We start from the raw sequence: 26,383 nt of genomic DNA, 5'->3' as shown, positions 1-26,383 counted from the left end.
AGAGTAATTTACAAATTCAAATGATACATAAAAAACCGTTATATTTGTTTCATTATAAAATGTAACGGTTTTTTATAGATTTCTATCCCTTTTTACTATTCTTTTGATCCTACATTCTTTCATATCATAATCGTATTTGTTTATCTGTTCATTTACAAATAGGGAATTCCGCCTTTAGCCATGCTAGATAGCCACCTTGTACATTTATTACGTCCTTTACACCATGTTTTTGTAATATACTTGCTGCAATAGCGGAACGTATACCAGAACGACACTGTACAATAATCGGACGATCTTTTGGAATGTCTTGTACATGCTCTGTCAAGTGTTCTAGCATGATATGTTTGGCATGCGGAAGATGTCCCTCGTTCCATTCCGATTGATTTCGAACATCAATAACGGGATGGGTTCCCGATTGTATAAGAGGAAACAATTCTTGAACAGTTCTTTCTTCATACGTCTCTAATGACTCTATATCTTCCAGTGTGTTTGAAGGCATATAGGCTATCGTACGATCTAGTCCAATTGCTTCCAAATCTCTCCGTACCTCGTTTATATTTGCAGACAGAGGATCGATAACGATGATAAGGTCCTGGCTATCCTCTAGGAGCCAACCACACCAGGTTGTAAAAGACTGGTTATAAGGAATATTCAGGGACCCCTTTACGTGACCAGATGCAAAAAACGTTGGTTCTCTTGTATCAATGATTTGTTGGTCGGTATGTGCTAGTTGTTGCCATGCAGGGAAAGAATGTATTTCTTTTATGAGACCCTGTGTACGAATCGGCGGACCATCTTGATTGATTCGTTTCATTTTAGAAAAATAAGGTGGTGGTTCCGGCTGGCCACTTAATACATGCATCACAAAAGAATTTTGTTCCTCTGTTTGAAAGGCCCAATTAAAAAGTTTCTCATAGCCCATTGTAGAAGAGGGAATGGCGCCTAATGATTTTCCGCATGCGCTACCAGCACGATGGGAGGGCCAAATTTGTAGGTATATCGGCATCGTTTTGATTTTTTGGATCGAATGAAATAAGTCTTTGGCACTACTCTTCGCATGATGTGGAATACCAACAGCGGTTTCTAATAAATCTGGTCTACCTACATCACCAACAAATAGAAAATCTCCTGTAAAAATCCCTATCGGTTTGTCATTGGTTTCATTATGCTGTTTTGTATCTATGACTAGAAATGAAATACTTTCAGGCGTATGTCCTGGCGTGTGAATAACTTGAAATTGAATCGTACCAATATGAAATGCACTACCACCTCTGACAAGATGGTATGGCACTTGATCGAGATACTGATACTGCCACGTACTGTCCCCTTCAGCTGATGCATAAAACATTGCGTTACAAGATAACGCAAGCTCTTTTGCACCAGATACAAAATCAGCATGAATATGTGTTTCCGTTACCGCAATGATGTCTAATCCTCGCTTTCTAGCAAATTCCATATATTGTTCGATGTGACGTCCTGGATCGATAACGATGGCCACTCCGTGATCCTGGCACCCCATGATATAAGAAGCATGAGCCAATTTTTCATGATAAAAACATTCTAATAACATACATCAGCCCCCTTATATTTCAAACTCTTTTTTAACCAGAATTCCTTTTGACAATGTTTTATTTCTTATACAATGCCTTTTAGCATATATCTCCAATATAGAAAAGGAAGTGCATATCTCTTTAACAAAAACATACTATATCTTTCTTTTGATTGATCAAACGGAAATGTTTCTTGTTCTTCCTGATGATAATCAAATTCTGCTAAAATCAAACTTTTATATCCCGTGACAATGGGGCAAGATGTATAGCCATTGTATGTCGCTTGTACCTCCTGTCCCTGTAAAAATGCCAACAGGTTTTCTCTTACAACAGGGATTTGTTTTCGAATAGCCGCCCCCGTTTTAGAAGTTGGCAAATTGGTACAATCCCCAATCCCAAATATATTGGGGTACCGTACATGCTGCAGTGTATAAGGGTTTATATCTACCCATCCTTCTTCGTCTCCTAGTAAACTATTCTTGATCATATCAGGTGGTCCCATAGGCGGGACAACATGTAAGAGGTGATACGGTATGCTTTCTCTATTACCTGTTTGTATATCTTCAAAAATCGCTTCTTTTTTTTCAGCGTTAATTTCTACTAAATTCTGATGAAAGTTCGTTATAATTTGTTTCCTCTGAATTACCTTTTCTAAAGAGGAAGCATAGCGAGGTACATGAAAAATATGTGGATTTGCTGTTTGAAACATAATCTTACTTTTCTCCCGGACACATTGGCGACAAAAGTATTCCTCGGCTAAATACATAATTTTTTGGGGTGCACCGCCACACTTGATAGGGGTATTCGGATGCGTAAAGATAGCGTTTCCTCCTTTAAATTGTTGGATTTCTCTCCAGGTTGCATCCGTATAGTCATACGAATAATTACTACAAACCCCATTTTTCCCAATCGATTCTTTCAATCCTTTAATGTGATTCCAATGCATTTGAATACCCGCAGCTACAATTAACATTTCATAGGCAATAACAGTTCCATCCTCTAGCAGCAACCTGTTTTCTACAGGGCTTATTTCCACAACGTTCCTTTGTATCCAATGTACGCCTTCTGGAATGAGGTCGGATTGCTTTTTCATCGTTGCTTCTTTTTTGACAATCCCAGCTCCCGCAAAGGTCCATAGTGGCTGGAAATAATGTGTTTGAGCAGGGTCTATGATGGCCACCTGTTCTGTTAATACAGGGGCATGACGGAGTAAATGAGCAGCCAAGGAAATCCCAGCTGTACCAGCTCCGATAACAACAATTGTATATGCTTGTTTCATGTTTATTCACGTCTCCCAAAAGTTTATTCGAACGTATGTCTTCCGTTCTACTGTAATTGAAAAACAGCACTCACAGGATTATGATCACTATGTGTAAACTGTAAATCGTGTCCCTTGACTTGAAGGATTTCCACATTAGGTGAGACTACAAATCCATCAATAATGGTCACAAAACTTTTTCCTTTGATGTATGCCGTACGATTATCGCGTACCGTATACACAGAAGAATCTACAGCCCATTGAAACCCTCCTTCTGTAAAATCTTGGGGCAAACGCACTAACCATTTGGGCCAGGCGGCTAGAAATGCGGGGTCTTGTAACTGAATATCTGACAGTAGCTGATTCCAGTCGCCACCTATAATCACATAATCCCCCTTCTGATACTGTGTATGCATATACTGTTTTATGTATTGCAGTTGTTGTTTGCGGATATTCCCACCTGCATCATATGCCGAGACATGTAGATTTACGATTCGTAAGTTCTTTCCATTTTCAACCGGGATCATGTGTTCTACCATCGTACGATCTAAATCAAAGAGTTGTTTGGGCCAAGGTTCTCTCCCTGGTAATTGAAAACGAGTTGCCTGTTGTATGAAGTAGGTAGAAAAAGTAGCCAGTCCTGATTCCACATATCCCATGGGACGCAAAAAGGGAACCGGAACCCATGGATTCCTATAATTATAACCGAATGTAGAAGCGTGGTAGGATAACTCCTGTTGAAAAAATTGATATTCATTTTGATCAAAAGAACGGAATGCTTTGATATCGACTTCTTGTAACAAGACAAAATCTGCATGGTCTTCTTTTAAAAAGGACGACATGTGCTGTAAATTCTGTTTGGTTTGTTCTTTACTACGAGAACGTGAGCCTGTTCCTCCGTCCATGAAGAAATCTTGTTTTGCATCTAATCCTGCGTAACCAATGTTGAAGGTAGTAACTTGGAATGGCGTATAGGATGGTAATCTGTTTTCTTGCGAGTTTTCTATCATAAGATTTACAGATTCGGATGGCTTTTTATGCTTCCATGTAATAAAAGCTAAAAAGATGATAGGCAGTCCGAGCAAAACCAATGAGAAAGTAACCAATATTCGGGTTCCCCTTTTCATCCTCTTCCCCTCCTTTTTCTATGTTCCTAGACAATCCTGCCAGGTCTCCCCATTATATATCGGATATAAGGGAAGTATTTTGAGAAATATCTCGAAACGGCTAGAATAAAAGGTTTTTCTCTTTTGGAGACCGAATATCATGAGAAATTATATGTACAAAAGGGGGCCGAGAAGATGTAATCTTCATTTGAAAGTGTATGTAAAGATAAAAACATGAGGGGGTATTCATTTGAAACATTGTAAAAGACTACTGCAATCCTTTCTTTTGCTTTTCTTATTTTTCATTTTTTATAACGCACCTTCTGTATCTGCAGAAACACATCCAAATTACGGAAAGGTATTTCCACCAAAAGAAACATTCCAGCCAGGGGATTGGTTTGTGGGAGCAACGCCTACACAGGTAGATCCTACCAAATCACCGATTGTATTTGTGCAAGGAAAAAACGGAAAGGCAAATGATTGGTATGGAGATACTTACTATCATGGAAAAAATACGATGTATGACCTTGCTTACGATGCTGGCTATCAAACTGCTTTTGTACAACTGTACGATGCGGCGGGAACAGGGTCGGTAAGTCCTTGGACAAATGGGAAACTATTAGCTGCAAAATTAGAAGTCATTTCGCAACATTTTGGAAAAAAAGTCAACATTATCGCGCATAGCAAAGGGGGCATTGATACACAAGCGGCTCTTGTACAATATGGGGCGCATCGTTTTGTGGATAAGGTCATCACACTTGGATCCCCTCATTATGGGACACATCTAGCAGATTTATCCTATAGTTGGTGGGCGGGATGGCTTGCCTCTTTACTAGGGCAACAAGATGAAGGAACGTATGCGTTACAAACCGGGGAAATGGCACGATTTCGTTCGATTATTGATAGTAATCCTGCCACAAAATCCAATCAATATTACACGATAGCAGGAACCAGTTGGGGGCCTACTTTTTCTGCTTTATCTATGGGAGGATTGTATTTGTCACCATATGGAAATAACGATGGCCTTGTCAGTGAATGGAGTACCACTTTGCCGTACGGTGCCCACCTTTTTTCTGATGTTACATTAGATCATGATTCAATTCGAACGGGAAGTGCCGTCTTTTCTCGCATAGAACCTTACTTACGAACGAAAAAAATGGGGCCAGCATGGTCACCGTCTGCCGCGCCTTCTAGGAATGAGCCCTATACAGAGTTAGGACCGACAGAAAACCAAACGGTTTTAGGCGGAGAACTGATCCCACATCAAGAAAACCGCGCTGTGTTTTCTGTGGATACATTGACATCAGGAACTGTATCGGTTTTGACTGCGCGTAAACAAGTAGAGATACAACTTATTTCGCCATCAGGGAAGGTTTACACCAAACAGGATGCGGTAGTAACAACGGGTGATGATACCTTTTTTAAAGGGGCCTTTATTCATACATTTCAAATAAAAAGTATGGAAGTGGGAGACTGGAAGATACGTATGAATACGAAAGGGAAAGATGCTTATTTAGCGATAATACAGTATCAACAAGAAGCACCTTTCCATTTGAAAATACCGGCTAAGCTGAAAGCAAATCAAGCAAAATTACAAATCCAATCTGCTGATAAAAACCCAGTTGAAGCGGAGGATGTCTCTATGACGGTTCGAATTGTCGATGAGACAGGTACACTGATTTCACAATCTGATGGCGTTCAGCAAGTAGATGCACATACGCTATCTACCACGTTACAGCATATAGAGCAATCCGGTGTATACAATCTTACCATTGATGTGAAAGGGAAAAATAAGGCGGGGCATCCATACACACGTACGATTATACGTTCTATATATATTGAGAAGTAATATATATATTAAAATTCTATAAACAGAAAAAGGTGCCCCTAGGAGCACCTTTTTCTGTTTATTACATGTATTCATTTTCAATCTTATCATGATCCATGTAACTGTTTCTGGACTAGGATGGTCCATACCCATGCATGTTCTAATAAGAAAGGTATACAAATAGTGATGGACCTTGTAGGATTTGAACCTACGACCGGACGGTTATGAGCCGTCTGCTCTTACCAACTGAGCTAAAGGTCCTTAGAAAAGCATATGGATAAGGAGCATATATGTATTACATACTCTTTTTCTTAGCACTCATTATTTTTGGAAAAAGAAAAACACTCTCATGAGTGTCTTCCTTTGACTTGATAACCACTTTAATTTTAATAACATCTCTTGATATACTGACAAATATACATAAAATTCCTATCTAGATTGATTCTATCATATGTACCTAACATTTTTGTTGAGAAAATAATCGCGCTCACTATGACTTCGCACATACACAGCTGATATATGTGATGGGAGAAGGAACTTACTGTGAATTATTCAGGTACCATTTCAAAAGTGACAAACTCTTCAAGATGTTGTAACGTATCATGAAATTCATTTTTATCAAAGGATGCACAGCGCCCCCTCACTTGTACCACTTTTCCCTTTTCATATTGAGGTTCAAGATATGTGATTACAAATATATCTACATTACGATCTGGAAAACAGTAAAAAATCACTTTTTTTCCGGACCAAGCTAATGGATAAATGTTTTTTAATTTTTTCCTTGTGGCTTCATCTCCAAGATGCGGTGCAGTATCTGTTTGTCCTACAAAATCAGTTCTTTGTTGATGAACAGTTTGTAATAATGCCTGATTCACATCAGTAAAAACATAGTCCCCTTCGTCTTGTTTGAACATAAAATACATACGTGAATGATGTTTCTCATAGTCTTGCAGCAACTCTTCTAATAATGAACATAAGACCATTTTCATCTCTTTTTAATCCCTTCTGTGAGAATGATAGAATATAGGTTTATTTTAATTCAAATGTTGAGAAAAAACAAATTAAAAATTCTGAATTTTAAAGTTATTTTTATTACCCTCGAATATCTACTGGTCTGTAATTACATTGCTCCTAAAAAGTTTATCCCTTCGGAATATGCATGATCTTACACATTCATTTTAAGCGCCATGCACCCTATATGTAATAAAAAGTTGTTACATATAGATTACAAAACATCTTTATTTCTCAATCATTTAGCTATAAGGACAATATGTTTTTTCTAATATAATAAACTTGGTTCATTTCATACAAATTATAAATAAAGGGGGTTTTTTATAAAAACATCTAACAAATTCTATGTTATTCTCAAGCAAATTAGCCTCCATTTATGAAAAACTTCATCAAAAAACAGAGAACCACTATCATCTATTTAATACATTTGATGAAGTAAGATTAGATATTATTATCCCCTTTTGAAATGCATGGACAAACGAAATATGGAAGGATTGATCATGTTGCATAAAGAACAAGCTTATACATTTCTAAAACAAGTGTATCAAGATGTTATTTTAGATTTGAAGTTAGATAAAATATCAGAGTATTTTAGTGACCAATATATGCAAGTTACGGATGGTACCGAGGTGAATATACAAGGGTTTCATACTCACATGGAAACTTTAAAAAGTATAGTAGACACACTAGAATTGTCTCCTTTTTATGATTTTTTATTTGATGAAGAGAAGCAAACAGCAACGCTAAGATATGAGATTCATGTAAAGAAGAAAAATGGGAATAGTGGTGTCGTAGAAATCATAGCGATTTTTGAATTGAAAGATGGGAAAATTTTACGTTGTAAGGAACTAATTCGTTCCTTACAACCTGATGATGAATTTAATACTATTGGAAAAATTAATATAAAAAAATAATACCTAAGTTTGCATGCATCATATGTTGCGAAGCCAAAACCTAAGCTCAGGTTTTGGCTTCGTTTGGCTAGTATACGGCTTATGTTCATCCTATTGAAGCAAATTTACTTCCTTCCATACCCACTAGCATGTCTCTCAATAAGAACTGGCAGATGAGCAAAAATACCGCATGCTAACATTGCAAGCTTTTTATGCACTTTTAAATACCATCCATATTCTTATAACATCGTTGATACATCATTCATATAGTCCACGCTTTTTCAAATGCTCACGTAAACTACTGGCGCGACATTTTAACCGTTTTGCAATTTCCACATATCCCATTCCTGTATTCCGTAACTGAACCGTATCCTCACACAATTGATCCCATTTCCATTCTGCATTCTTTGCTCTCACATTTTCCTCCCCAGACAAATGCTTTCCTAACTGGTATACTTCTTTCCCCCATTTACAATTTGCAATGCAATGTTGATAGGAGCCGAATAGATATTCACATCCACGGCAATGCTGTTCTTGTATATTTATAATTTGAATTCTCGTTTCTTTTGCATTCATCTTCCATTCTCCCCTATGTTTCTTTTTCCTTATGATAACAAAAGAAACATATTTTGTTTATGAAACTAATTCCGGCGCTAAAATAGCTTGTTTTACAATTTTCGACACAAATAACTCATAGAGCATCTTATTCTTTTGTAACATGTATCCAAATTTTAATTGAGAAAATTCGGATTGTGTTTACAAGAGGAGAGACTCGATTTATTATATACGCATATATAAATTGAAAATTTAAAGGAGGTTTGTTATGCAAGCGAAAATAGGAGAAACAATCGTATTTGAAAGAGATGGTATGGAGATTACTGGTATCGTGATCAAAAAGTATGAACGATCCATATTAATTGAAATTGTAACCGCTATGGGTGGCGACTTTCCATATGATAGAACCGTTGTGAATCATAAAAAATATCGACTTTGTATAGACAAGACTAAATAACGGGGAGACTTTTTATGTATAAAAATAAGCGAGTTTCATTTTAAAAAATAATAATTCTCAATGGTATTGATGTTTCTTGTTTCATGATATGGAACTTGATTACGAACCGCTATGTCTAATTAGTATGAATCGTAATACAAGATTTTAGAAATATAAATTGGTAAGGTCACTGAAGATAGAGCGATACAAAGGTAACCCCCCTCCGCTGATTCAGAGGATAATCAATCGAAATAAGGAGCATACAGTGTATATGGAGTTGTATTTCACCTACGAAAAACACCTATTGTATTTAAAGGTATCTAAAACCTTTATAAACGGTTAGTAATCGATTTATTCGTTTTGCTATTCAACTTAATTTAAAACGTCTTACAATAGAATATCAGCGCCACAAATGAACTGACAGCGAGAACGTTTGGTCGTTACAACCAATTCATATGAATTATTGGTTGTAACGATAGGTGCTTTTTCTGCAGGTACACACAATAAATTAGATACATTGATTATCGCAACAATGCATGAATCTTTTTAGCTATGCCTGATTGTACAAAATAGTGGTTCTGGTGCAAAAAATTCGAGGAATTGCAAGTAATCTCTAAACTTTGGACATACTGATAGTATTACTCTATAAAAGATGTGTGATTAGTATGCAAAGGGATAATTTGTTTAAATGGAAGCATTACCAACCGGATATCATTGTATTAACTGTACGTTGGTACCTACGGTACAATCTAAGTTTTCGAGACTTGGTGGAAATGATGGAAGAAAGAGGATTATCCTTAGCTCATACCACGATTATGCGCTGGATCCATCAATACGGGCCGGAACTGGATAAACGGATCCGACGTCATCTTAAACAAATGATTCATGGCGAGTGGATGAAACGTACATAAAAGTAAAAGGGCAATGGGTGTATTTATACCGCGTGGTTGATTCTGAGGGAAATACGATTGACTTTTAGCTCAGTAAAACTAGGAATCATAAGGCTGCAAAGCGATTCTTTAAGAAAGCTTTGCAGTCTTTTCATGTCTCAAAACCTTGTACAATCACAATTGATAAAAATCCTGCTTATCCAGTTGCCATCACTAAATTAAAGAAAGAGAAAAAAGTGCCGTTAGGCACTCAAATTCGACAGATAAAATATCTAAATAACGTAGTGGAGCAAGACCATCGGTTCATTAAAAAACGTTTACGCTCTATGTTAGGATTTAAATCTTTTGACACAGCTATATGTATTCTTGCAGGAGTAGAAGCCATACATATGATAAAAAAAGAACAGGTTGATTTACGGAATCAGTCTGTTCAAAATCAAAAAGAATTTATTCATCAATTATTCGGATTAACAGCGTAAAGAACGATTCCGATAGGAATCCCCATTGCTCTTTGGAATGTATCCTTTATTTGCACCAGAACCATATGACGGAAATGGTATATTTTAGAGGGGCACAGAAACCCATATAAAGAGATGGGGGATCAAGTTTTTGTAAGATACCTTGTTGTAGACAACACTGGCGTTTTACTTTCACCTGATAGTGGGCTAGGTATTGGAGGAAGGGGGTTACGTACGCATCGCGTGCAGTTTTTTCGTAAAGTGTTCAAAATCAATAAGGAGATATACAAAATTTTGTATATCTCCTTATTCTTATTCTATATTTGTAGTGTCCAACTATGGCACAGGACTTTATTACGTGTGTTTTTTATGTTTGCTTTCATTCAATACGCCATCAGCTAGAAATTTAATGCTAGCTCCAATACTTAAAGCAAATATAACTCCCCCTATTTTAGTCTGATAGAAATTAAATATAAATAATACAAGAGAAAGTACAATACTTAAGATGGCAATCATATAATACTTATTCATAGACTCACTCCTTTTATTGTAATGTTGAAAGAGTTTTATTTCGAATCTCATAGATAAAATCACTTAGTTGATTTTTAAACTCTTCAATATGAGTAACAAATAGTAAACTATTTCCTTTTTCAAGAAAGGTAATTAAAACTTTATATATTTCTTGTTGAGAATTTTTATCAAGTGCTGTAAAAGGTTCATCTAATAATAGAAGGTTAATATTACGACTAATCATAGAGATAAGAAAGAGTTTATATTTCATTCCCAAAGAATAAGTATGTACTTGATCATGTAAAGATTCTTGACTAAGTTCAAATAAATCACAGTACATTTGAACATTTTTCAGGTAATTCTCTTTATCTTTTATTTTCCACAAAGAGCATATATACTGAATATTTTCCCATCCTGTAAGTAAATCAAAAATGGGTGGGTTGTTAGGAATAAAAGCGGTAGTTCTTTTGAACGCTAACAAATCAATTTGTTTTTGATTCTTATAAATTTTTGTTTCAGTTCCTGTCAGTATATAATTTAACAACGTAGTTTTACCAGAGCCATTTGCTCCGGTGATACAGTAGGATTTTCCATCTTCAATGACTAAAGAGGATTCTTGTAATATTATTTTATTTTCAAATTGTAATCTCGGTACTTGAATCTTATATGTCAATATCTATACCTCCAAATAATTGAACCATGTTTAAGCTGATAACTATAATAAATAAAATGGATAAAATAATTTTTGAAAATTTTGTACTAAACCCTACTAATTTCGTGAATCCAACATACATAGCTATACAAACGAATCCAACACTTAGTAATGAGAATACTACAAAAATAAACTGAGGTAAATCTCCTCCAAAATTTATAATGGTTAGAAAGTTTAATGCTTGTGTAATTAAAAAGATTGAAGTTCCTGATAATATTACACTATACATTCTTTTTATGGATAGATCCGGTTTATTCATTAGACCTATCAATGACCAAAACATTGTAAAAATAAAACATAGTATGAGTATAAAGGGTGTTATCATTGCCGTTATTAACACCAGTATAGTTAACCAATCTTTGAATTCATGAAAGGATTTGAAATTGAAAATAATTGTAGATAATAACGTGTTAAAAAATAATAAAGAAACAATATTAAATAAAACAATCTTTTTTTTGTTATTAAAAAATGAACTAGAATTCTTTTCGTTTTCTTTCATAGAAATTCTCCTTTTAAAATGAACTATAGTAACCTTCAATTAAAGATGCGAATCCACAACATATCGATGCAATTAAAATCACACTTCCTATTTCTAAATAGACTTTTTCCCAAAAAAAGGATACGGTTTTTATTTTTATTAGAATATAAATAGGTAAACAAGTAATAGAAGACATTAAAAATATGGACAATAATTCGGGTAATGCGTGTGGTAAAAATCCAGTGAATATAGGTGAAATCCCTACACTTTTAAATATCGTATATAAAGTCTCACCAACTATTACGCCGTTAAAAACGACAACAAAAAGGGAATAGACACCTCCTGTTAAAGTACCTATAACTAAAATACTGAAAAGCACTAAAATGTTATTATGAAAAACTGTAGATGTATCTAACTCTTTTGGGTGTAAATGAATAATTTGATCATTTACAGAGAAACATCCGTAAATAAACCCACTCAAAAATAATAATAATTGTAACAGTATGAATAACTTCCAAGGAAAAATTATAAGTTTGGTTTTCATTTTTTCACAACCTTAACCATGTAGAGTCAAATTTTTTAATGTTATTGACAGCATAGTTTTTTGAAACAAATATAAATGCTCCGCTTATTAAAATATAAAAGATTACATAGGTAGAAAAAATATAAAACATCACTTGTACTGGAATCTGCATAAATAACAAGAAATATAAAAAATATAATAATGGTAGAACTAATATCTTTCGTGGTAGGGCTTGCATTTTATTAATAAGTTCCTCTTCTTCTGTGGCGCCCACATCCATATAAGTAATATAGTCTGTTTTAATTAGAAAGGTAGTGGCCCACATTTGAACGATAGGCACTAATATGAATGTAATACATATTATGATTATCCCGAAGATATATGTAATATGTATAAACATCATATATATAGTAACCATCAACAAACATATGGTAGGAATACTCATTAAAGTATACATGAGTAAAATTTTACTTCTATATAATGGATATATACCTGTTCCAGAAAAACGAAATAGTATAATTTTTTCTTTTATTGCACCTAATAAAAATAATTGAGGGTACTCTGTTCTTAATTCAAAACAATGATTAAACATAATTAACAATACTAACGCCATAAATAGTAAATATTCTAAGACATTATCATGTGAAGATTGAAATAAGTTCACAAAAAGTCCCATATAAAATAAAGATTCATATGTAAAAAAAATCATTTGAAAGAATTTTGGTGAAATTAAAAACCTTTCTCTTTCCAATAATGTAATTTCAAATCCCAAAATATCATCTTTAAATATTCTCCTATTAAATGATGAATATAGTTTTGAGAAATAATACAGTAAATCTTTTTTATTTGTTAGTGAAACTATAAACCTATTTAGTAAAGGTTTACTTTTTATAGATAACACAAGTGCTATACATAGCAATAAAACGAAGCTCATATACGGTGAGAAAATGATAGAATCACAAATTGCCTTTGATACAAATAATATTTTATTTATGCTATCTTGCAAGGGATGCATAATGGAATGAAAAAACTCTTGTGTAACTTTTTCTGCATAATCTTCATCCGTTAAAATCTTAGATGTAATAATACGCTCACGTACTACATAAAATGGTGTTTTTAAAATATCAACTAATTTGTAACCTAAGAAAAAAAAGAGGCATGAAAATACAGCATAAAATAAAAAGCGAATGGCTCCTATTGGCCTTTGAATTTTACTAATGAAATAGGAAGCGGAAATTTTATTAAATAAAGTGAATATGAATATTAGTAACAATATACAATTTGTAAGTGAAATAATTGTATATATAAATCCTTTTAAATACATGTTCAATAGCAACAAGAGAGATAGACTACTAATATTTCCAAACAATGCCCATAATAAAGAAGAAAGCATGTTTAAATTGTAGATTTTCTCCATAGAAAAAAGGCTGTAGATGTATATGTCAGACTTCAACAGTGCTGTTTCTTTATAGGAAGCAATTGATTTTATAAAGCAAGAAATTATGAGAAAGCCAACATTTGTATATAGAATATTCCATATATATTTCTCGTTAAATACAATAGTTGAAATATAAAACATAAAAATACCTATGGCTATTTTAAGTAACATACTACAAAGAATTAAACTTCTATTAGATATACGTTTGGTAAAAGCAAATCTATTTAATATTGCCGAATATTGAGTTGTAAATTTCAATTTAAAATCTATTGCTAGAAGTTTTAATATATTCAAAACGACCTCCATTATTTTTTATATTTAATGTAAGAAAGAGACTGAATAGTAGTATCCAGTCTCTTTCTTCATTTTAAAAAATTAATAAGCAATTGCAGCTTTTTTCCCTTTTTCTTTAGCTAAATCCGTAAGGTATTTTCTAATACCTTGTGCTCCAGCTGCAGCAACTAGAGATGCTCCACCTGTTCCAAGAGAACCAATTAAAGCAACAAGAGAAACACCCCAAGAGATATAGTCAAGCCATGCAAAGACTTGTGCAGCCGCTACAGTAGATAAATTGAATTCTTTTACTAAATTCATTTCAGGTAAAATTCCTAATAAGAATGCATATGAAGCCAATAAAGCACCACCTACTGCAAGTAAAGCACCAAAGCTGACTGCTCTTCCTTTAACTGAGTATGTCATAATATCGCCTCCTTCCAAATGTAATCCTAATATATAAATTTAAATATCTCAATATCTTTTTTTGTCCATAAAATGCACAAAAAAATTCTTATGAATTTTTAAAACACAAAACATATAAAAATCCCTTACTTGAGTAATGAAGTCAATAAAAATTACATGTATAGTGTATTTATATGCAAAATTCATAAAACATGCAATATTGCATGCTATCTTCATATTAAAGTTGTGCTATATTAAATTGTTAATACATTTAACACATATCATTACATCAAAAGGAGACATCGTATGCAATCAACTATCATTCCCCATTCAAAACGGAAGAAAAAGTGGATTATTATCGGGGTTATTGCACTAATTGTTATTGTAGCAGCAATTAATATTTTTGTTATGCAAGGTAAGAAGAAAGGTGCATCAACAAATGCTGATGCTGTAAGTTTTGAGAAAGTGACAGAGCGTAAGCTGAATAATACAAAGTTAATTTCTGGTCAGGTGAAGCCTGGTAATATTGAAAGCTTCTATGCAGATCCGGCCAAAGGAAAAGTGAAAGATATTGAGGTAAAAGAAGGGCAAGAGGTAGAAAAAGGTACGAAGTTATTCTCTTATGACAATGAAGAGATTAACCTTCAAATGAAGCAAGCTGAGCTTGATCAGAAGATGGCGGATATGCGTTATGATCAAGGGAAAAAGAAGATTGATTCACTCAAGAAAGAAATTAAGAAGGCAAAAGATAGCGGAGCTGGGAAAGAAGTAACAGATCCGATGGACGAGCAAGTAAACGAATTAGAGATAGCTCAAAAGACAACTGACCTTGAGAAAGAAAAAGGAAAGTTGCAGAAAGAAGAGTTAAGTAAGAAGCAGAAAGAGCTTACGATCTATAGTAATTTCGCTGGTGTTGTTCAAAAGTTAGATAAAGATGCGGCACAAAGTTCATCTCAAGCGTTAGGTGGTCAAGGAAAATCGTTTTTACAAGTAGCTTCTAAAGATCCATTCCAAGTTCAAGGTACGTTAACTGAGCTTCAGAAGTCACAAATTCAAAAGGATCAAACGTTCACTGTAACGGCGAAAGCAAATAATAAGAAGAAGTGGACAGGTAAGATTACAGAGGTAAGTGAGTTCCCAACAAGTGCAGAGATGGCGCAAGCTGGCGGCATGGGTGAAGCAACTCAAAATATGTCCCAATATACATATAAAGCTAGCCTTGATAGTCAAGATGGTTTATCTCCAGGTTATCATGTTTCCCTGCAAGTAAACTTAGAGAATAAGACGATGATTGCTGTTCCAAGTAAAAGCATTGTAGAAAAAGGCGATGATGCATTTGTTTATGTTGAGGATAAAGGGAAGCTTCGTAAACAAAATGTGAAAAAAGGTTCTACTGATGGAGACTGGACAGAGGTTGTAGAAGACGTAACAGTGGGGCAAAAGGTGGTTAAAAATCCTTCCGACGATGTGTATGACGGAATGGAAGTGAAAGAGAAATGATTACGTTAAATAATATTGCTAAAACGTATTATCAAGGAAAATTGGCGGTGCCGATTTTGCATGGTATTAGTTTAACGATTCAGAGTGGTGAGTTCGTTTCGATTATGGGACCGTCTGGTTCTGGTAAGTCGACGCTTATGAATATTATTGGTTGCTTAGATCGTCCAACAGAAGGCGAATATATGCTGAATGACGTGAATATCTTAACAGCAGACGAGTCAAAGCTTGCTTTAATTCGTAATGAATATATTGGCTTTGTATTCCAGCATTTTAATTTACTGCCTCGTCTTTCCGCAGTGGAAAATGTTGAGCTTCCGCTCGTATACGGTGGCGTGAAGAAAGCGGAGCGTCACAAGCGTGCTTTGGAGGCGTTAGGTAAAGTTGGATTAGCAGACCGCGTGCATCATTTACCAAATGAGTTATCCGGTGGACAGAAGCAGCGTGTAGCGATTGCAAGAGCGATTGCGAATAACCCAACGTTCATTATGGCCGATGAACCGACTGGTGCACTTGATACGAAGTCTGGTGAGCAAGTTATGGATATTTTCACGAAGCTTAATGCAGAAGGTACAACAATTGTTATGGTTACGCATGAAGAGGAAGTAGCAGCGTATTCTTCCCGCCGCATTGTACTGCGAGACGGGAAAGTTACAGAAGATAGAAGGTGTGCGGTATGAGTTTACTAGATAGTATAAAAATTGCCCTATCTTCTATTTTAGCTCATAAATTACGTTCAGCTCTTACGATGCTCGGTATTATTATCGGGGTAGGTTCGATTATTACGGTCGTTGCAATCGGGCAAGGCGGGGAAGCGGCATTGAAATCGCAGTTTGTTGGGGCAGGTAATCAAACAGTTCCGATTCATTATAGTGCAGATATAAACGATCCTTTCGGTATGGGAATGGTAGAAGCACCGAAGATAACTGAAGAAGACATTTTTGAAATTAAAAAAATTCCAGAAATCGCACATGTGGTAACAACAAATTCAACCATGGAACCACTTGATATTGAAGATAAAAAAGAAATGGTGAGTATTACGGGATTAGATAGTGAGTACTTTGCAGTAAATAAAGTAAAGTTGTTAAAGGGACGTTCTTTACAAGAATCAGATGTGGATCAAGGTAATAACGTTGTCATGATTAGTAAACAAATGGAAGAAAAGGTGTTTAAGGATACCAATCCAGTCGGTAAAATTATTGAAATGAAAGGTCAACCGATGCAAATTATTGGTGTCTACAAATCAGATAATGAGTTTATGGGAATGGGACCATCAGAAGCACTAGTTCCCATTTCATTATGGCCGACACTGTATGGAAAAGATGAAATTCAAAATATTTCTGTTCAAGCAAAAAATGTAGATAATCTAGAAAAAGCAGGTAAAAAAGCTGCAGATGTTTTAAATAGTCGTAAACCGACTGATGCAACTGGTAAATATGAAGTTATGAATTTAAAAGAAATTCAAGAAGGTATTTCGAAGATGACCGGTATTATGACAATGATCATCGGTGGTATCGCTGGTATTTCATTAGTCGTTGGTGGTATTGGTGTTATGAACATTATGCTCGTATCTGTAACAGAACGTACGCGCGAAATTGGAGTACGTAAAGCACTTGGAGCGACGCGTAGTAAAATTTTATTACAGTTTTTAATTGAAGCAGTTATGTTAACGCTTCTAGGTGGTTTAGTCGGAATTGGTCTTGGGTATGGCGGGGCATATATCGTTTCCACATTTGCGAAGTGGCCACCGCTTGTTTCATGGGAAGTTGTCGTTGGCGGCGTACTATTCTCCATGACACTGGGGATTATTTTCGGATTAATTCCAGCGAATAAAGCTGCGAAATTAGATCCGATTGAAGCGTTACGTTATGAGTAATTAACTTGTATGATAGAAATGCTATTCAACCATACAGGATATAAAATATGAGGGGTGTAAAACATGGAAACAAACGTAGTAAAAGGGAAATGGAAAGAAAGACCATCATTAGGGGGCATGCTTCTTTCGCCGAGTGTGCAATTTTCGAAACTGAAGGTCACACAAAAAGTATGGGGTGCTTTCTTTTTAGTTGTTTTTTTTCAAGCAATTGTAAAAGGGATTTCTTCTTATGCCGCTCAAAATACTGCGGAAATGATAGAAATACAGAAACAACTGGGTGATGTGCAAGAATCTATGGGATTGATGATAGGTAAGGCGATGGGAACTAGTTTTTTCGGGGCGCTTATCGGAACTTTATTAGTAGCAATGATCTATAAAGTCTTTCTCATGTTTTTTGGAAATGATACGTCTTATAAGATGGTACTTGCTATTATAGTGTATGCAAGTATTGTACTGATTATTGGTGATCTATTCAATGCAATTTTAACACGTATGTTTGGTGGAAATATAACAGGATATACGAACTTATCCCCATTATTCCAACAAGGTACACTACTCCATGGAATGGCTAGCGCATTTGAGGTATTTTATTTATGGTATTTATGTTTAATTTGGATGGGATTACGAACAGTAGCCGGATTAAGTACAGTAAAATCTTCTATTCCAGTTGTTGTAATCTTTTTGATACAAGCGGCTTTTATTACCTTTGGCACCATGATTGTATCAAAATTCATGTAATCTAACTAACGGTTTCGTCCAAAGTATATGTTATGCTCTACTTGAATATATCCAGGTAGAGCATATATTTTTAGTGTATATCATCTAAGGGGATAGAAATCTATACGAATACATTTGAATCCTTTGGGTGGATAACGAATCGTTTATCCTAACAGGTGAAAACTGCAGCCAATGTCCCCAAAAAGCAGTGTTACTATAATTTTTAAGTGCTTAGCTATGTTGACAGAATAGAAAGGGTTGTATGTAAGATGGTATATGTAGAGCTAACCCCTTCGTTTCAGGGGAGTTTTCGTTCTGATTTATGTAAAGTATTGCGCTACTATTTAGAAGACACGAAATATGCATGTGTGACAGAAGATACATCGATTGTGACAGATTCATTTGTGGAGATATTGATGGTATATTTTCAAGGTTCCCCTGTATTTTTTAAGTGGGAGAAGATGGGTTTTGAAATGGACCGTATTTCGTGTAAGCAGGTATTGCAAAAAATTGAACATGCCATGCGCCAAAGAAGTTCTACGTTAAAACATAGAAATCATTTTTATCGTTTACTACGAGAGGTAGGCCTGCAAGAAGATATACCACAAGACTTTTTATGTATGAAGAAAAGAATATTAGAATTGGAAATGCTAAAACAACAGGGGGTATGACAACCAAAAGCGAAATATGGGGCCATATGCAAATATATTCCAATTAAACTCTTGATTGGTAGTTCAAAAGAATCTACAAATATAGTGGATTCTTTTTTATTTTTTCTAAAGAAAACCCGATAATGAAAATTCCCGTTGTCACAAAAACGACCATTTTTGTGACAGGGGTGGGGATCAAGAACTGAAGTCAAGTGAACTAGCAATCTCGCTGTCACAAAAATATGTAACAAAATTATTTTGTAACAATACCTATTTCATATCGTTTTTGATACAATATAACAGAAAAGGAGGAATTATATGAAGTTTGGATATATGCGGGTATCTACCATTGATCAAAATTTAGACCGCCAGGAACAGCAACTAATAGACGCTGGGTGCGAGCGTATGTTTTTTGAAAAAGTAACAGGAACCAAACGAGATCGTCTGGAGCTAAATAGAATGTTAGAGTTTCTGCGTAATGGAGATACAGTAGTAGTAACAGACCTGACTCGACTTTCACGTTCTACAAAGGATTTAATTGAGATTGCCGAGATCATTTCTCGAAAAGAAGCGAATTTAAAAAGCTTAAAAGAGTCCTGGCTTGATACAACAACTGCACATGGAAAAATGCTGTTTACTGTTTTTGCTGGTATTTCTCAATTTGAACGAGATTTAACTTCAGAGCGAACAAAAGAAGGGATTCTGGCAGCAAAAAAAAGAGGCAAATATCCTGGTAGACCATCTGTAGACAAAGAAAAATTAAGTTATGCATTTTATTTAATAGAACAAGGAACAAGTATCACAGAGGCTGCCGAAAAAGCCGGTGTATCTAGAATGACCCTTTATCGAAACATGGACTAATAAAAGATTGTATTAGTAGTTAAATTCATATAAGGAGTTTTTTTATGCCTAGTATTGAAGATACAGCTTATCCTCGACTGAAAAGTAATCCATCCCAAAAAGAATTACAAGAGCTATATTCTCCTACAATTGAAGAAATTCATTGGATGAAGCCACATGTAAAAGGAGATGTAGCTAAATTAGGATTATTCGTTTTACTAAAAACATTTCAACGATTAGGATATTTTCTTCCTGTAACAGAAATACCTGAAGACATTGTCATACATATTGCTCAAAAAATGAATCTTACTCTTGTATCACGAAATGATTTACAGAAATATCATAACTCAGGTACTCAAAAACGTCACCATGCCTTGATTAGAGAATATAAAAACATTCATTTCTTCAATGACCAAGCTAGAAAAATTATGACTGATACAATGAATCAAGTATCATCAACAAAAGACGACTCAGCCGATTTCATTAATGCTGCAATAGATGAATTAATTCGTCAGCGTTTTGAATTACCTACTTTTTCTACTTTAAATGAGACAGCTAAGAGGTTGCGATCTCAATCGTACCATGTGGTGTATGAACAAATATATCAATCGATACATGAAAACGATAAAAATAAGATTGATTCTCTCTTTCAAACGAATGATGGTACGGTGTATACTCCCTGGCATCATCTCAAGCAAGATGCCAAAAGTCCTACTATAAAGCATTTCAGGGAATTAGTAGCACAAATGGAATGGTTAATGGATCAAAAAGTAAATACTACTATACTGAAGAGTATTCCTTCTGTTAAAGTACGACAAATGGCCTCGGAAGCCAAAACGCTCGATGCAGCACGAATGAAAAAAATGGAACCTAAAAAACGATATGCACTTGCTCTCTCTTTTATCCAATCTCAACTCGCCCATGTTTTAGATAATATTGGAGAAATGATGGTTAAGAGAATGATGTCCGCCCGTAATAAAAGTCGTGATCAGTTACAACACTATCAAATGAAGAACCAAAAACGGACCGATTTGTTAATTACAACTCTTCATGATGTCATTCTTGCTTATCGTTCAGGAAATGAATCTCAAGATAAAATGGAAGCGATTGAACAAGTAGTAGGAAACCGACATGAGGAGATATTACATGATTGCGAATCACATCTTGCTTATAGTGGTGATAACTACTTTGTCTTTGTCTGGGATTATTATAAAAGTAGTCGTTCTACGTTGTTTAAAATTTTAAACACGGTTTCCCTACGCTCTACAAACCAAGATCAAGGATTAGAAGATGCGATTGCGTTTTTAAAAACTCATCAAAATTCCCGAAAAGAGTCTCTTTCTATCGTAAGTATTGAAAAAAAGGGATACTGGAAAAAGGAAATAAAACCTCTACTCGATTTATCGTGGATTCCTGATGCATGGTGGAGATGGATAGCTCCAAATCGAAAATCTGGGTGTTATCCAGAAGAAGTGAATCGCCGTCACTTTGAAGCTTGTGTATTTACCCAAATTATGTGGGGTTTAAAATCTGGAGATATTTACATTGAGGGAAGTGAAAAATACGCTGATTATCGACAACAACTTATCACTTGGAATGAATATGAACAAAAATTATTGGATTTTTGTCATAAAAACAATCTCCCCTCTACAGGTAAAGAATATGTAAAACAATTACGGAAAAGGTTTATGAAAATAGCAAAGAAAACAGATGCTTCTTTTCCATACAATAAACAAGTGCGTATTGAGAATGGTGAAATTGTTATTGGAAAGTCAAAGAAAAGAAAACCTTCTCCTAAATTAAAAAGTTTAGAAAAATATATTGCTCAAAATCTAGTTCCCATCAATGTTTTAGATATGCTAGGTGATACAGAACATTGGTTAAACTGGACTCGATTTTTTAAACCCATTTCAAAACATGAGGCTCGATTAGAAGATCCGATTGAACGCTATTTAACTACTGTGTTTTGCTATGGTTGTAATCTAGGGCCTGTTCAAACTGCAAGATCATTAGGAAATATGGACCGAAGGCAAATTTCATGGGTAAATCAAAGACACATTACGACAGAAAATCTAGATCAAGCAATCCAATTCATTATTAATTCCTATAACAAATTCGGCCTACCTAAGTATTGGGGAGACGGGAAAAGCGCATCTGCTGATGGAACAATATGGGCCTTATATGAACAAAACTTGTTATCTGAGAGGCATATCCGTTATGGAGGATATGGGGGAATTGGCTATTATCATGTTTCTGATAATTACATTGCATTATTTAGTCATTTTATACCGTGTGGTGTATGGGAAGGACTTTATATACTAGATGTCTTAATGAATAACAATTCTGAGATTCAACCAGAAGTCATTCATTCTGATACACAAGGACAAAGTGCTACCATTTTTGGATTATCTACCTTAATGGGAATCGAGTTAATGCCACGAATTCGAAATTGGAAAGATTTAAAAATGTTCCGTCCAGATAAAGAAAGTCGATTTAAGCATATTGACGATATTTTTACCGATGAAATTGATTGGGATTTAATTGAAATCCATTATAAAGATATGCTACGAGTAGCCATGTCAATTGAAGTAGGAAAAATTACCCCTTCAACTATCTTAAATAAGTTAGGAACCTATAGTAAGAAAAACAAATTATATCAAGCGTTTCGTGAATTAGGACGTGTGATTCGTACCATGTTTTTATTAAAGTACATAGCTGATGAACAATTGAGACGTACCATTCAAACGGCTACAAATAAGAGTGAATCATTTAATGGGTTTACCAAATGGCTATTTTTTGGCGGAGAAGGAGTCATTACTGAAAATAATAGAGAAAACCAAAGAAAAGTGATTAAGTTTAATCATTTAATAGCCAATTGTTTAATCTTCTACAATGTATTTGCATTAACACAAGTGTTACATGCTTATCGGCAAGACGGAAATGAATTGGACGAAGAAGTATTAAGCGAACTAAGTCCATATATCACAGCTCATGTGAATCGGTTTGGCAAATATGGAATTGATCCAAATAGACAGCCACCGGATTTACAGTTTGATATGCCAATTTACCAAGTAGCTAATTAACAAAAAGGGTATGTGGCGAATAAAAACTTCTTCACATGCCCTTTATAAATTGGAATATATTTGCATATGGCCCCATATTTCGCTTTTGGTTGCCATACCCCAAGTAGATTTTGGGAATATGACAGTTGTAAAAAACGGTGCATACAAAGACATTAAAGCACTTTTACTGAGCTTTCCTTACAGTAATGCAGCATTTGTATATCCATTACCATCTGAAAATACGGAATGCTTTTTAGAAGGCTTAAAACAATTATTTCATCAAGCTGGTGGTGTACCAACACATCTTCGAATTGATAACTTATCTGCCGCTGTAGTCACAGTAGGAAAAGGCGATAATCGAACTTATACGGATGCATTTTTGCAATTTCAAATGTATTATAACTTTGAAGTGCAACCTTGTAATCCTTATAGTGGACACGAAAAGGGGAACGTTGAACGGAAAGTCAGTTATACACGAAACAATTGGTTTACGACCGCTCCGATTATGGAGAGTTTTTCCCAACTCGCACAGTGGTTAGAAGTACAAGCAATGGAAGATCAAAAACGTCTACATTATGAGAAGGAAGTCATGATTGAAGACCTTTGGAAGGATGATAAGGCTGCGTTGAAGCCATTACCTTTGGAAGACCTAACGGTCTTCTCAATGGACACAACAACGGTAAATAAATATGGAGAAATCACAGTGGATCAAGAACGTTTTGTTTTACGTAAAACGAATGTAAAACAAGTAATTATTATTAAAAAGGAATGGGATCAATTTACGTGTTATACATCGGAAGGTGAGAACATTTTCACAGAATACAGACCGTATATGCACACGAATAGACCGATTCCATGGGAAGAAATTTTTGAAGATTGGGGAAGGAAACCACGTGTTGTTCGTTATTCGAGATTCTTTAAATATTTACCTCAGCGGGTTCAAGATTATCTGCTCTTTCATAAGGATGAAAGAAAAGCTTGTTTAACAGGGTTAAAATATTTAATTCAAAAATACTCATTACAGCAGCTACACCTACTGTTAGAGAATGAAGAATGGTTGAAAAAAGCCCCTCACGAACTCGATATCATATTGCAAACCAAACAAGTGACGTATCCACAAAAATGGAAAGAAAACCATACGCCATCTGTTTTAATAGATTACGAAACAGATCTTCAGCAATATGATCGAAAGCTTTGTCCAACTTTAGAAAGGGGTTCATTCTCATTATGATACAACGAAATCTGCAAGACGCCTGTAAATCATTGTATTTAAGTTATATCATGGATCATTATGATGAAATATCTTTTGAAACCAAAGAACAATTTCTACGGGATATTTTCAATATAGAGATTGAATCTCGTCAAACGAAAAAAGTAGCAAACTTAATCAAAAAAGCGAAATTTCGAGAGTTAAAATGGCTCAAGAATTATGAATGGAGCGAACAAATTCATCTGCCATCTACAACGAGTCAAGAACACATTTGTGAATTGCGATTTTTTGAAGGGAAACAAAATCTTTTGTTACTTGGATCTCCTGGAACTGGGAAAACGCATTTAGCTACAGCATTAGGTTTGAAGGCTTGTGAACAGGGATATCAAGTGAAGTTTTTCCGTGTAGCAGATTTAGTAGGCCTATTAGAAGAGGCTTTAAAACAAGGGAATTTAACCCGTATCAAGAAGCAAATTGAAGCCTGTGATTTATTAATTTTAGATGAACTAGGTTATGTACCCTTTCAAAAGCAAGGAGCGGAGCTCCTATTCCATATTATTGCTGACTGTTACGAACAAAAAAGTGTCATAGTTACTTCAAACTTAGAATTTGGTCAATGGAATCGTATATTTGGTGATAACCGGCTTACTTCTGCATTGGTGGACCGTTTGGTCCATCATGCTCATATCATTGCATTTACAGGCGAAAGTTATCGTTTGCGAAATGCCTTATCTTCTGGAAATACTAAAATCGAGATTTAAAAAGGTAGCTGCAAGCCTCTGCACTTTTCTCTGCATTTCTCTGTACTTTCTGCTTGCACAAAACAACGGTTCCTTGGAATCGCACAACTTCATAAGAGAAATTCTCTATTTGATCTAGATTCTTTCTCTTATTGGAGTATTTTCTTTTTCATGTTTTCGAATGGAAAACATGTATTTGATATGCCTTTTTTCTTAACTAAGCTGAGTAGTTACAATTTTTTCTTTATACTCTCGACTGTTTCTCGACATATCTTTGATAATATCTCGAATGGTGGAAGAGTTTACAATTGGATATAATGTATCCTGAATGATTCCATTTGGGTGATCAACAGTTGCTTTTAACAAATTAAGAATGTGTTTATTTTTTCCTTGCACTTTTTCTAATTCTGCCACTGTTTCATTACGAGTTGTATTTTTCGCTTTATTCCCAAACTTAAGCGTGATTTCATCTAACAAGTCAGCTAGATAATCGATGATTTCAGATTGGCGATGATAAAATAAGATAGCAAGTAAGGTGTAGCGAATAGATATTGGATGTGCGCGTAATTCTGTTACTGTCTCAGTGGCTGCACGAAGTCGATATTTCTTTATTAATTTTGGAGTCAAATTGTGAAATAGTTCATTTGGAATTTGAAGATGTCTAATAGCCAATAATTTTTTGACTTCCATTTCCATCGTATTGACACCGGGTTTGCGGGGAGAAGATAGTAGTTGTCGAAAAGCTAAAATATCACTTTCTTCTTCATTTAAGATTACATTATCATGTGATTCTAATAAAGCATCTAAACGAGCACATGTCTTAGAAGATAATTGTTGATAGGTGTCCTGATACAAATTCTTTTCAAAAGTATCGATAGCAGAATCAATCATTCGCTTTAAACTCCCGATAGAAGGGGGTTCCACTTTCCATTTGCGAAAAAGACTGTATGCTTGGTTTGTTAAGTAATCCGTATCATGGGTAAAGGGAACTTGTTCTACTAGCCATTGTTCAAAGCGTTCATTGTCTGTACGTGTAAGTTCTTGAAAACCAAAGAAATCCCTTATATTTTTTCGATGTCGAGTATAAGTCTTTTCTTTTCCACCCCAGCGATATTCTTTAAAACGCTCAGGTGAAATATCTAATTGCTTAGCTATATATTCAATAATTACTTTGGGAACATCTTGTTTTGTACTAGGAAATCTAGCTTCCTGTTGGAAGTATTTTAATAACAAAGCAAATCCTAAACGATTTGCCTCTGTTTTATTCACCATAGATACATGTAGTTCATTTGGCATTAATAAAAAGTCTGTTAAAAGCTCGTCTTCATTCCAATTCTTCTTCATAGGTTCTCCTTCTAATTTGCGTAGTTTACTACTATTATAATTTTAATTAAAGAGAACCACCAACGAAAAACTGAAAATTATTATAATTATATCATTTACACTTATTGGTATTTATCTGACGGA

General features: G+C 34.9%; 22 protein-coding genes, 1 tRNA gene and 3 pseudogenes. 13 read left to right on the top strand and 13 right to left on the bottom strand.

Going from position 1 to position 26,383, the window contains the following annotated elements; translation table 11 throughout:
* Window positions 1–148: 148 nt before the first annotated feature.
* The 3 genes from QCI41_RS29210 to QCI41_RS29200 all read right to left on the bottom strand — a co-directional run bounded on the left by QCI41_RS29210 (window position 149) and on the right by QCI41_RS29200 (window position 3,935).
* On the bottom strand, window positions 149–1,570 hold the full coding sequence (locus QCI41_RS29210) for an MBL fold metallo-hydrolase (RefSeq protein WP_353838959.1): 1,422 nt from the start codon (window positions 1,568–1,570) through the stop codon (window positions 149–151).
* A 65-nt stretch (window positions 1,571–1,635) separates the two neighbouring features.
* Complete coding sequence (locus QCI41_RS29205; RefSeq protein ID WP_353838984.1) at window positions 1,636–2,835, bottom strand: NAD(P)/FAD-dependent oxidoreductase; 1,200 nt, start codon at window positions 2,833–2,835, stop codon at window positions 1,636–1,638.
* A gap of 41 nt (window positions 2,836–2,876) precedes the next feature.
* On the bottom strand, window positions 2,877–3,935 hold the full coding sequence (locus QCI41_RS29200; protein WP_353838960.1) for an endonuclease/exonuclease/phosphatase family protein: 1,059 nt from the start codon (window positions 3,933–3,935) through the stop codon (window positions 2,877–2,879).
* Window positions 3,936–4,164: 229 nt separating this feature from the next.
* Between QCI41_RS29200 and QCI41_RS29195 the strand changes: the two genes are divergently transcribed.
* Window positions 4,165–5,763 carry an esterase/lipase family protein gene (locus QCI41_RS29195; RefSeq protein ID WP_353838961.1) on the top strand — a complete coding sequence of 533 codons (1,599 nt, stop codon included), beginning with the start codon at window positions 4,165–4,167 and terminating at the stop codon, window positions 5,761–5,763.
* Window positions 5,764–5,929: 166 nt separating this feature from the next.
* On the opposite strand, the gene QCI41_RS29190 is transcribed toward QCI41_RS29195, so the two are convergent.
* Both QCI41_RS29190 and QCI41_RS29185 read right to left on the bottom strand, forming a co-directional pair.
* Window positions 5,930–6,003: transfer RNA gene (locus QCI41_RS29190), tRNA-Ile, on the bottom strand.
* Between the two features lie 287 nt (window positions 6,004–6,290).
* Window positions 6,291–6,731, bottom strand: coding sequence for a hypothetical protein (locus QCI41_RS29185; protein WP_353838962.1), 441 nt, complete (start codon window positions 6,729–6,731; stop codon window positions 6,291–6,293).
* A gap of 522 nt (window positions 6,732–7,253) precedes the next feature.
* Between QCI41_RS29185 and QCI41_RS29180 the strand changes: the two genes are divergently transcribed.
* Window positions 7,254–7,667 carry a nuclear transport factor 2 family protein gene (locus QCI41_RS29180; RefSeq protein WP_353838963.1) on the top strand — a complete coding sequence of 138 codons (414 nt, stop codon included), beginning with the start codon at window positions 7,254–7,256 and terminating at the stop codon, window positions 7,665–7,667.
* 237 nt (window positions 7,668–7,904) lie between these two features.
* On the opposite strand, the gene QCI41_RS29175 is transcribed toward QCI41_RS29180, so the two are convergent.
* Window positions 7,905–8,222 carry a hypothetical protein gene (locus QCI41_RS29175; RefSeq protein WP_065486709.1) on the bottom strand — a complete coding sequence of 106 codons (318 nt, stop codon included), beginning with the start codon at window positions 8,220–8,222 and terminating at the stop codon, window positions 7,905–7,907.
* Between the two features lie 247 nt (window positions 8,223–8,469).
* Here QCI41_RS29175 and QCI41_RS29170 point away from each other — a divergent pair, with 247 nt between their 5' ends.
* Both QCI41_RS29170 and QCI41_RS29165 read left to right on the top strand, forming a co-directional pair.
* Window positions 8,470–8,658, top strand: coding sequence for a DUF2187 family protein (locus tag QCI41_RS29170; protein WP_087967839.1), 189 nt, complete (start codon window positions 8,470–8,472; stop codon window positions 8,656–8,658).
* Window positions 8,659–9,302: 644 nt separating this feature from the next.
* Window positions 9,303–10,006, top strand: a pseudogene (locus QCI41_RS29165) (IS6 family transposase).
* A 333-nt stretch (window positions 10,007–10,339) separates the two neighbouring features.
* Here the strand turns inward: QCI41_RS29165 and QCI41_RS29160 are convergent.
* From QCI41_RS29160 to QCI41_RS29135, 6 genes are all read right to left on the bottom strand, one after another.
* Window positions 10,340–10,516 carry a hypothetical protein gene (locus QCI41_RS29160; RefSeq protein WP_164727829.1) on the bottom strand — a complete coding sequence of 59 codons (177 nt, stop codon included), beginning with the start codon at window positions 10,514–10,516 and terminating at the stop codon, window positions 10,340–10,342.
* Window positions 10,517–10,529: 13 nt separating this feature from the next.
* The gene (locus QCI41_RS29155) at window positions 10,530–11,168 is read right to left on the bottom strand and encodes an ATP-binding cassette domain-containing protein (RefSeq protein ID WP_069356915.1); all 639 of its coding nucleotides are present in this window, start codon (window positions 11,166–11,168) and stop codon (window positions 10,530–10,532) included.
* Window positions 11,158–11,706, bottom strand: coding sequence for a hypothetical protein (locus QCI41_RS29150; RefSeq protein WP_069356916.1), 549 nt, complete (start codon window positions 11,704–11,706; stop codon window positions 11,158–11,160). Before QCI41_RS29150 ends, QCI41_RS29155 begins: the two co-directional genes overlap by 11 nt.
* Before the next feature lie 13 nt (window positions 11,707–11,719).
* Window positions 11,720–12,229, bottom strand: coding sequence for a stage II sporulation protein M (locus QCI41_RS29145; protein WP_069356917.1), 510 nt, complete (start codon window positions 12,227–12,229; stop codon window positions 11,720–11,722).
* A gap of 4 nt (window positions 12,230–12,233) precedes the next feature.
* On the bottom strand, window positions 12,234–13,940 hold the full coding sequence (locus tag QCI41_RS29140; RefSeq protein ID WP_353838965.1) for a hypothetical protein: 1,707 nt from the start codon (window positions 13,938–13,940) through the stop codon (window positions 12,234–12,236).
* An 81-nt stretch (window positions 13,941–14,021) separates the two neighbouring features.
* Window positions 14,022–14,345, bottom strand: coding sequence for a circular bacteriocin, circularin A/uberolysin family (locus QCI41_RS29135; protein WP_016106960.1), 324 nt, complete (start codon window positions 14,343–14,345; stop codon window positions 14,022–14,024).
* Between the two features lie 285 nt (window positions 14,346–14,630).
* Between QCI41_RS29135 and QCI41_RS29130 the strand changes: the two genes are divergently transcribed.
* The 9 genes and pseudogenes from QCI41_RS29130 to istB all read left to right on the top strand — a co-directional run bounded on the left by QCI41_RS29130 (window position 14,631) and on the right by istB (window position 24,937).
* Window positions 14,631–15,824: an efflux RND transporter periplasmic adaptor subunit gene (locus tag QCI41_RS29130; RefSeq protein WP_353838966.1), complete on the top strand. Its 1,194-nt coding sequence runs from the start codon at window positions 14,631–14,633 to the stop codon at window positions 15,822–15,824.
* A complete protein-coding gene (locus QCI41_RS29125; RefSeq protein WP_000631622.1) occupies window positions 15,821–16,501 on the top strand; it encodes an ABC transporter ATP-binding protein in 681 nt (226 codons plus the stop codon). Before QCI41_RS29130 ends, QCI41_RS29125 begins: the two co-directional genes overlap by 4 nt.
* The gene (locus tag QCI41_RS29120) at window positions 16,498–17,697 is read left to right on the top strand and encodes an ABC transporter permease (protein ID WP_353838967.1); all 1,200 of its coding nucleotides are present in this window, start codon (window positions 16,498–16,500) and stop codon (window positions 17,695–17,697) included. Before QCI41_RS29125 ends, QCI41_RS29120 begins: the two co-directional genes overlap by 4 nt.
* A gap of 63 nt (window positions 17,698–17,760) precedes the next feature.
* Entirely contained in the window at window positions 17,761–18,435 is a 675-nt protein-coding gene (gene yknW / locus QCI41_RS29115; RefSeq protein WP_277546930.1) for a YknW family membrane protein, read from the top strand.
* Window positions 18,436–18,683: 248 nt separating this feature from the next.
* On the top strand, window positions 18,684–19,085 hold the full coding sequence (locus tag QCI41_RS29110) for a hypothetical protein (RefSeq protein WP_353838968.1): 402 nt from the start codon (window positions 18,684–18,686) through the stop codon (window positions 19,083–19,085).
* Window positions 19,086–19,382: 297 nt separating this feature from the next.
* Window positions 19,383–19,925 carry a recombinase family protein gene (locus tag QCI41_RS29105; RefSeq protein ID WP_353838034.1) on the top strand — a complete coding sequence of 181 codons (543 nt, stop codon included), beginning with the start codon at window positions 19,383–19,385 and terminating at the stop codon, window positions 19,923–19,925.
* Between the two features lie 44 nt (window positions 19,926–19,969).
* Window positions 19,970–22,987, top strand: coding sequence for a Tn3 family transposase (locus QCI41_RS29100; protein ID WP_353838033.1), 3,018 nt, complete (start codon window positions 19,970–19,972; stop codon window positions 22,985–22,987).
* 100 nt (window positions 22,988–23,087) lie between these two features.
* Window positions 23,088–24,197, top strand: a pseudogene (locus QCI41_RS29095) (transposase); the annotation flags it as partial.
* Window positions 24,194–24,937, top strand: a complete 744-nt coding sequence (gene istB / locus QCI41_RS29090) for an IS21-like element helper ATPase IstB (protein ID WP_326267841.1) — start codon at window positions 24,194–24,196, stop codon at window positions 24,935–24,937. The pseudogene QCI41_RS29095 and the gene istB, both read left to right, overlap by 4 nt.
* A gap of 213 nt (window positions 24,938–25,150) precedes the next feature.
* Here the strand turns inward: istB and QCI41_RS29085 are convergent.
* Window positions 25,151–26,260 (bottom strand): annotated as a pseudogene (locus QCI41_RS29085) (DUF4158 domain-containing protein); the annotation flags it as partial.
* Between the last annotated feature and the right edge of the window lie 123 nt (window positions 26,261–26,383).

Source organism: Bacillus cereus group sp. MG4, from assembly GCF_040460055.1.
Classification (GTDB): domain Bacteria; phylum Bacillota; class Bacilli; order Bacillales; family Bacillaceae_G; genus Bacillus_A; species Bacillus_A wiedmannii.
Note: the sequence above shows the minus strand (reverse complement) of the source record. Positions and strands in the feature narration are given on the sequence as shown.

Bases quoted from the DNA above. Each gene is read 5' to 3' on its own strand.
- QCI41_RS29120 (WP_353838967.1), top strand. From the start codon at position 16,498: ATGAGTTTACTAGATAGTATAAAAATTGCCCTATCTTCTATTTTAGCT.
- QCI41_RS29210 (WP_353838959.1), bottom strand. From the start codon at position 1,570: ATGTTATTAGAATGTTTTTATCATGAAAAATTGGCTCATGCTTCTTAT.
- QCI41_RS29125 (WP_000631622.1), top strand. From the start codon at position 15,821: ATGATTACGTTAAATAATATTGCTAAAACGTATTATCAAGGAAAATTG.
- QCI41_RS29105 (WP_353838034.1), top strand. From the start codon at position 19,383: ATGAAGTTTGGATATATGCGGGTATCTACCATTGATCAAAATTTAGAC.
- QCI41_RS29145 (WP_069356917.1), bottom strand. From the start codon at position 12,229: ATGAAAACCAAACTTATAATTTTTCCTTGGAAGTTATTCATACTGTTA.
- QCI41_RS29175 (WP_065486709.1), bottom strand. From the start codon at position 8,222: ATGAATGCAAAAGAAACGAGAATTCAAATTATAAATATACAAGAACAG.
- QCI41_RS29150 (WP_069356916.1), bottom strand. From the start codon at position 11,706: ATGAAAGAAAACGAAAAGAATTCTAGTTCATTTTTTAATAACAAAAAA.
- QCI41_RS29180 (WP_353838963.1), top strand. From the start codon at position 7,254: ATGTTGCATAAAGAACAAGCTTATACATTTCTAAAACAAGTGTATCAA.
- QCI41_RS29185 (WP_353838962.1), bottom strand. From the start codon at position 6,731: ATGAAAATGGTCTTATGTTCATTATTAGAAGAGTTGCTGCAAGACTAT.
- QCI41_RS29100 (WP_353838033.1), top strand. From the start codon at position 19,970: ATGCCTAGTATTGAAGATACAGCTTATCCTCGACTGAAAAGTAATCCA.
- QCI41_RS29200 (WP_353838960.1), bottom strand. From the start codon at position 3,935: ATGAAAAGGGGAACCCGAATATTGGTTACTTTCTCATTGGTTTTGCTC.
- yknW (WP_277546930.1), top strand. From the start codon at position 17,761: ATGGAAACAAACGTAGTAAAAGGGAAATGGAAAGAAAGACCATCATTA.
- QCI41_RS29130 (WP_353838966.1), top strand. From the start codon at position 14,631: ATGCAATCAACTATCATTCCCCATTCAAAACGGAAGAAAAAGTGGATT.
- QCI41_RS29170 (WP_087967839.1), top strand. From the start codon at position 8,470: ATGCAAGCGAAAATAGGAGAAACAATCGTATTTGAAAGAGATGGTATG.
- istB (WP_326267841.1), top strand. From the start codon at position 24,194: ATGATACAACGAAATCTGCAAGACGCCTGTAAATCATTGTATTTAAGT.
- QCI41_RS29160 (WP_164727829.1), bottom strand. From the start codon at position 10,516: ATGAATAAGTATTATATGATTGCCATCTTAAGTATTGTACTTTCTCTT.
- QCI41_RS29110 (WP_353838968.1), top strand. From the start codon at position 18,684: ATGGTATATGTAGAGCTAACCCCTTCGTTTCAGGGGAGTTTTCGTTCT.
- QCI41_RS29135 (WP_016106960.1), bottom strand. From the start codon at position 14,345: ATGACATACTCAGTTAAAGGAAGAGCAGTCAGCTTTGGTGCTTTACTT.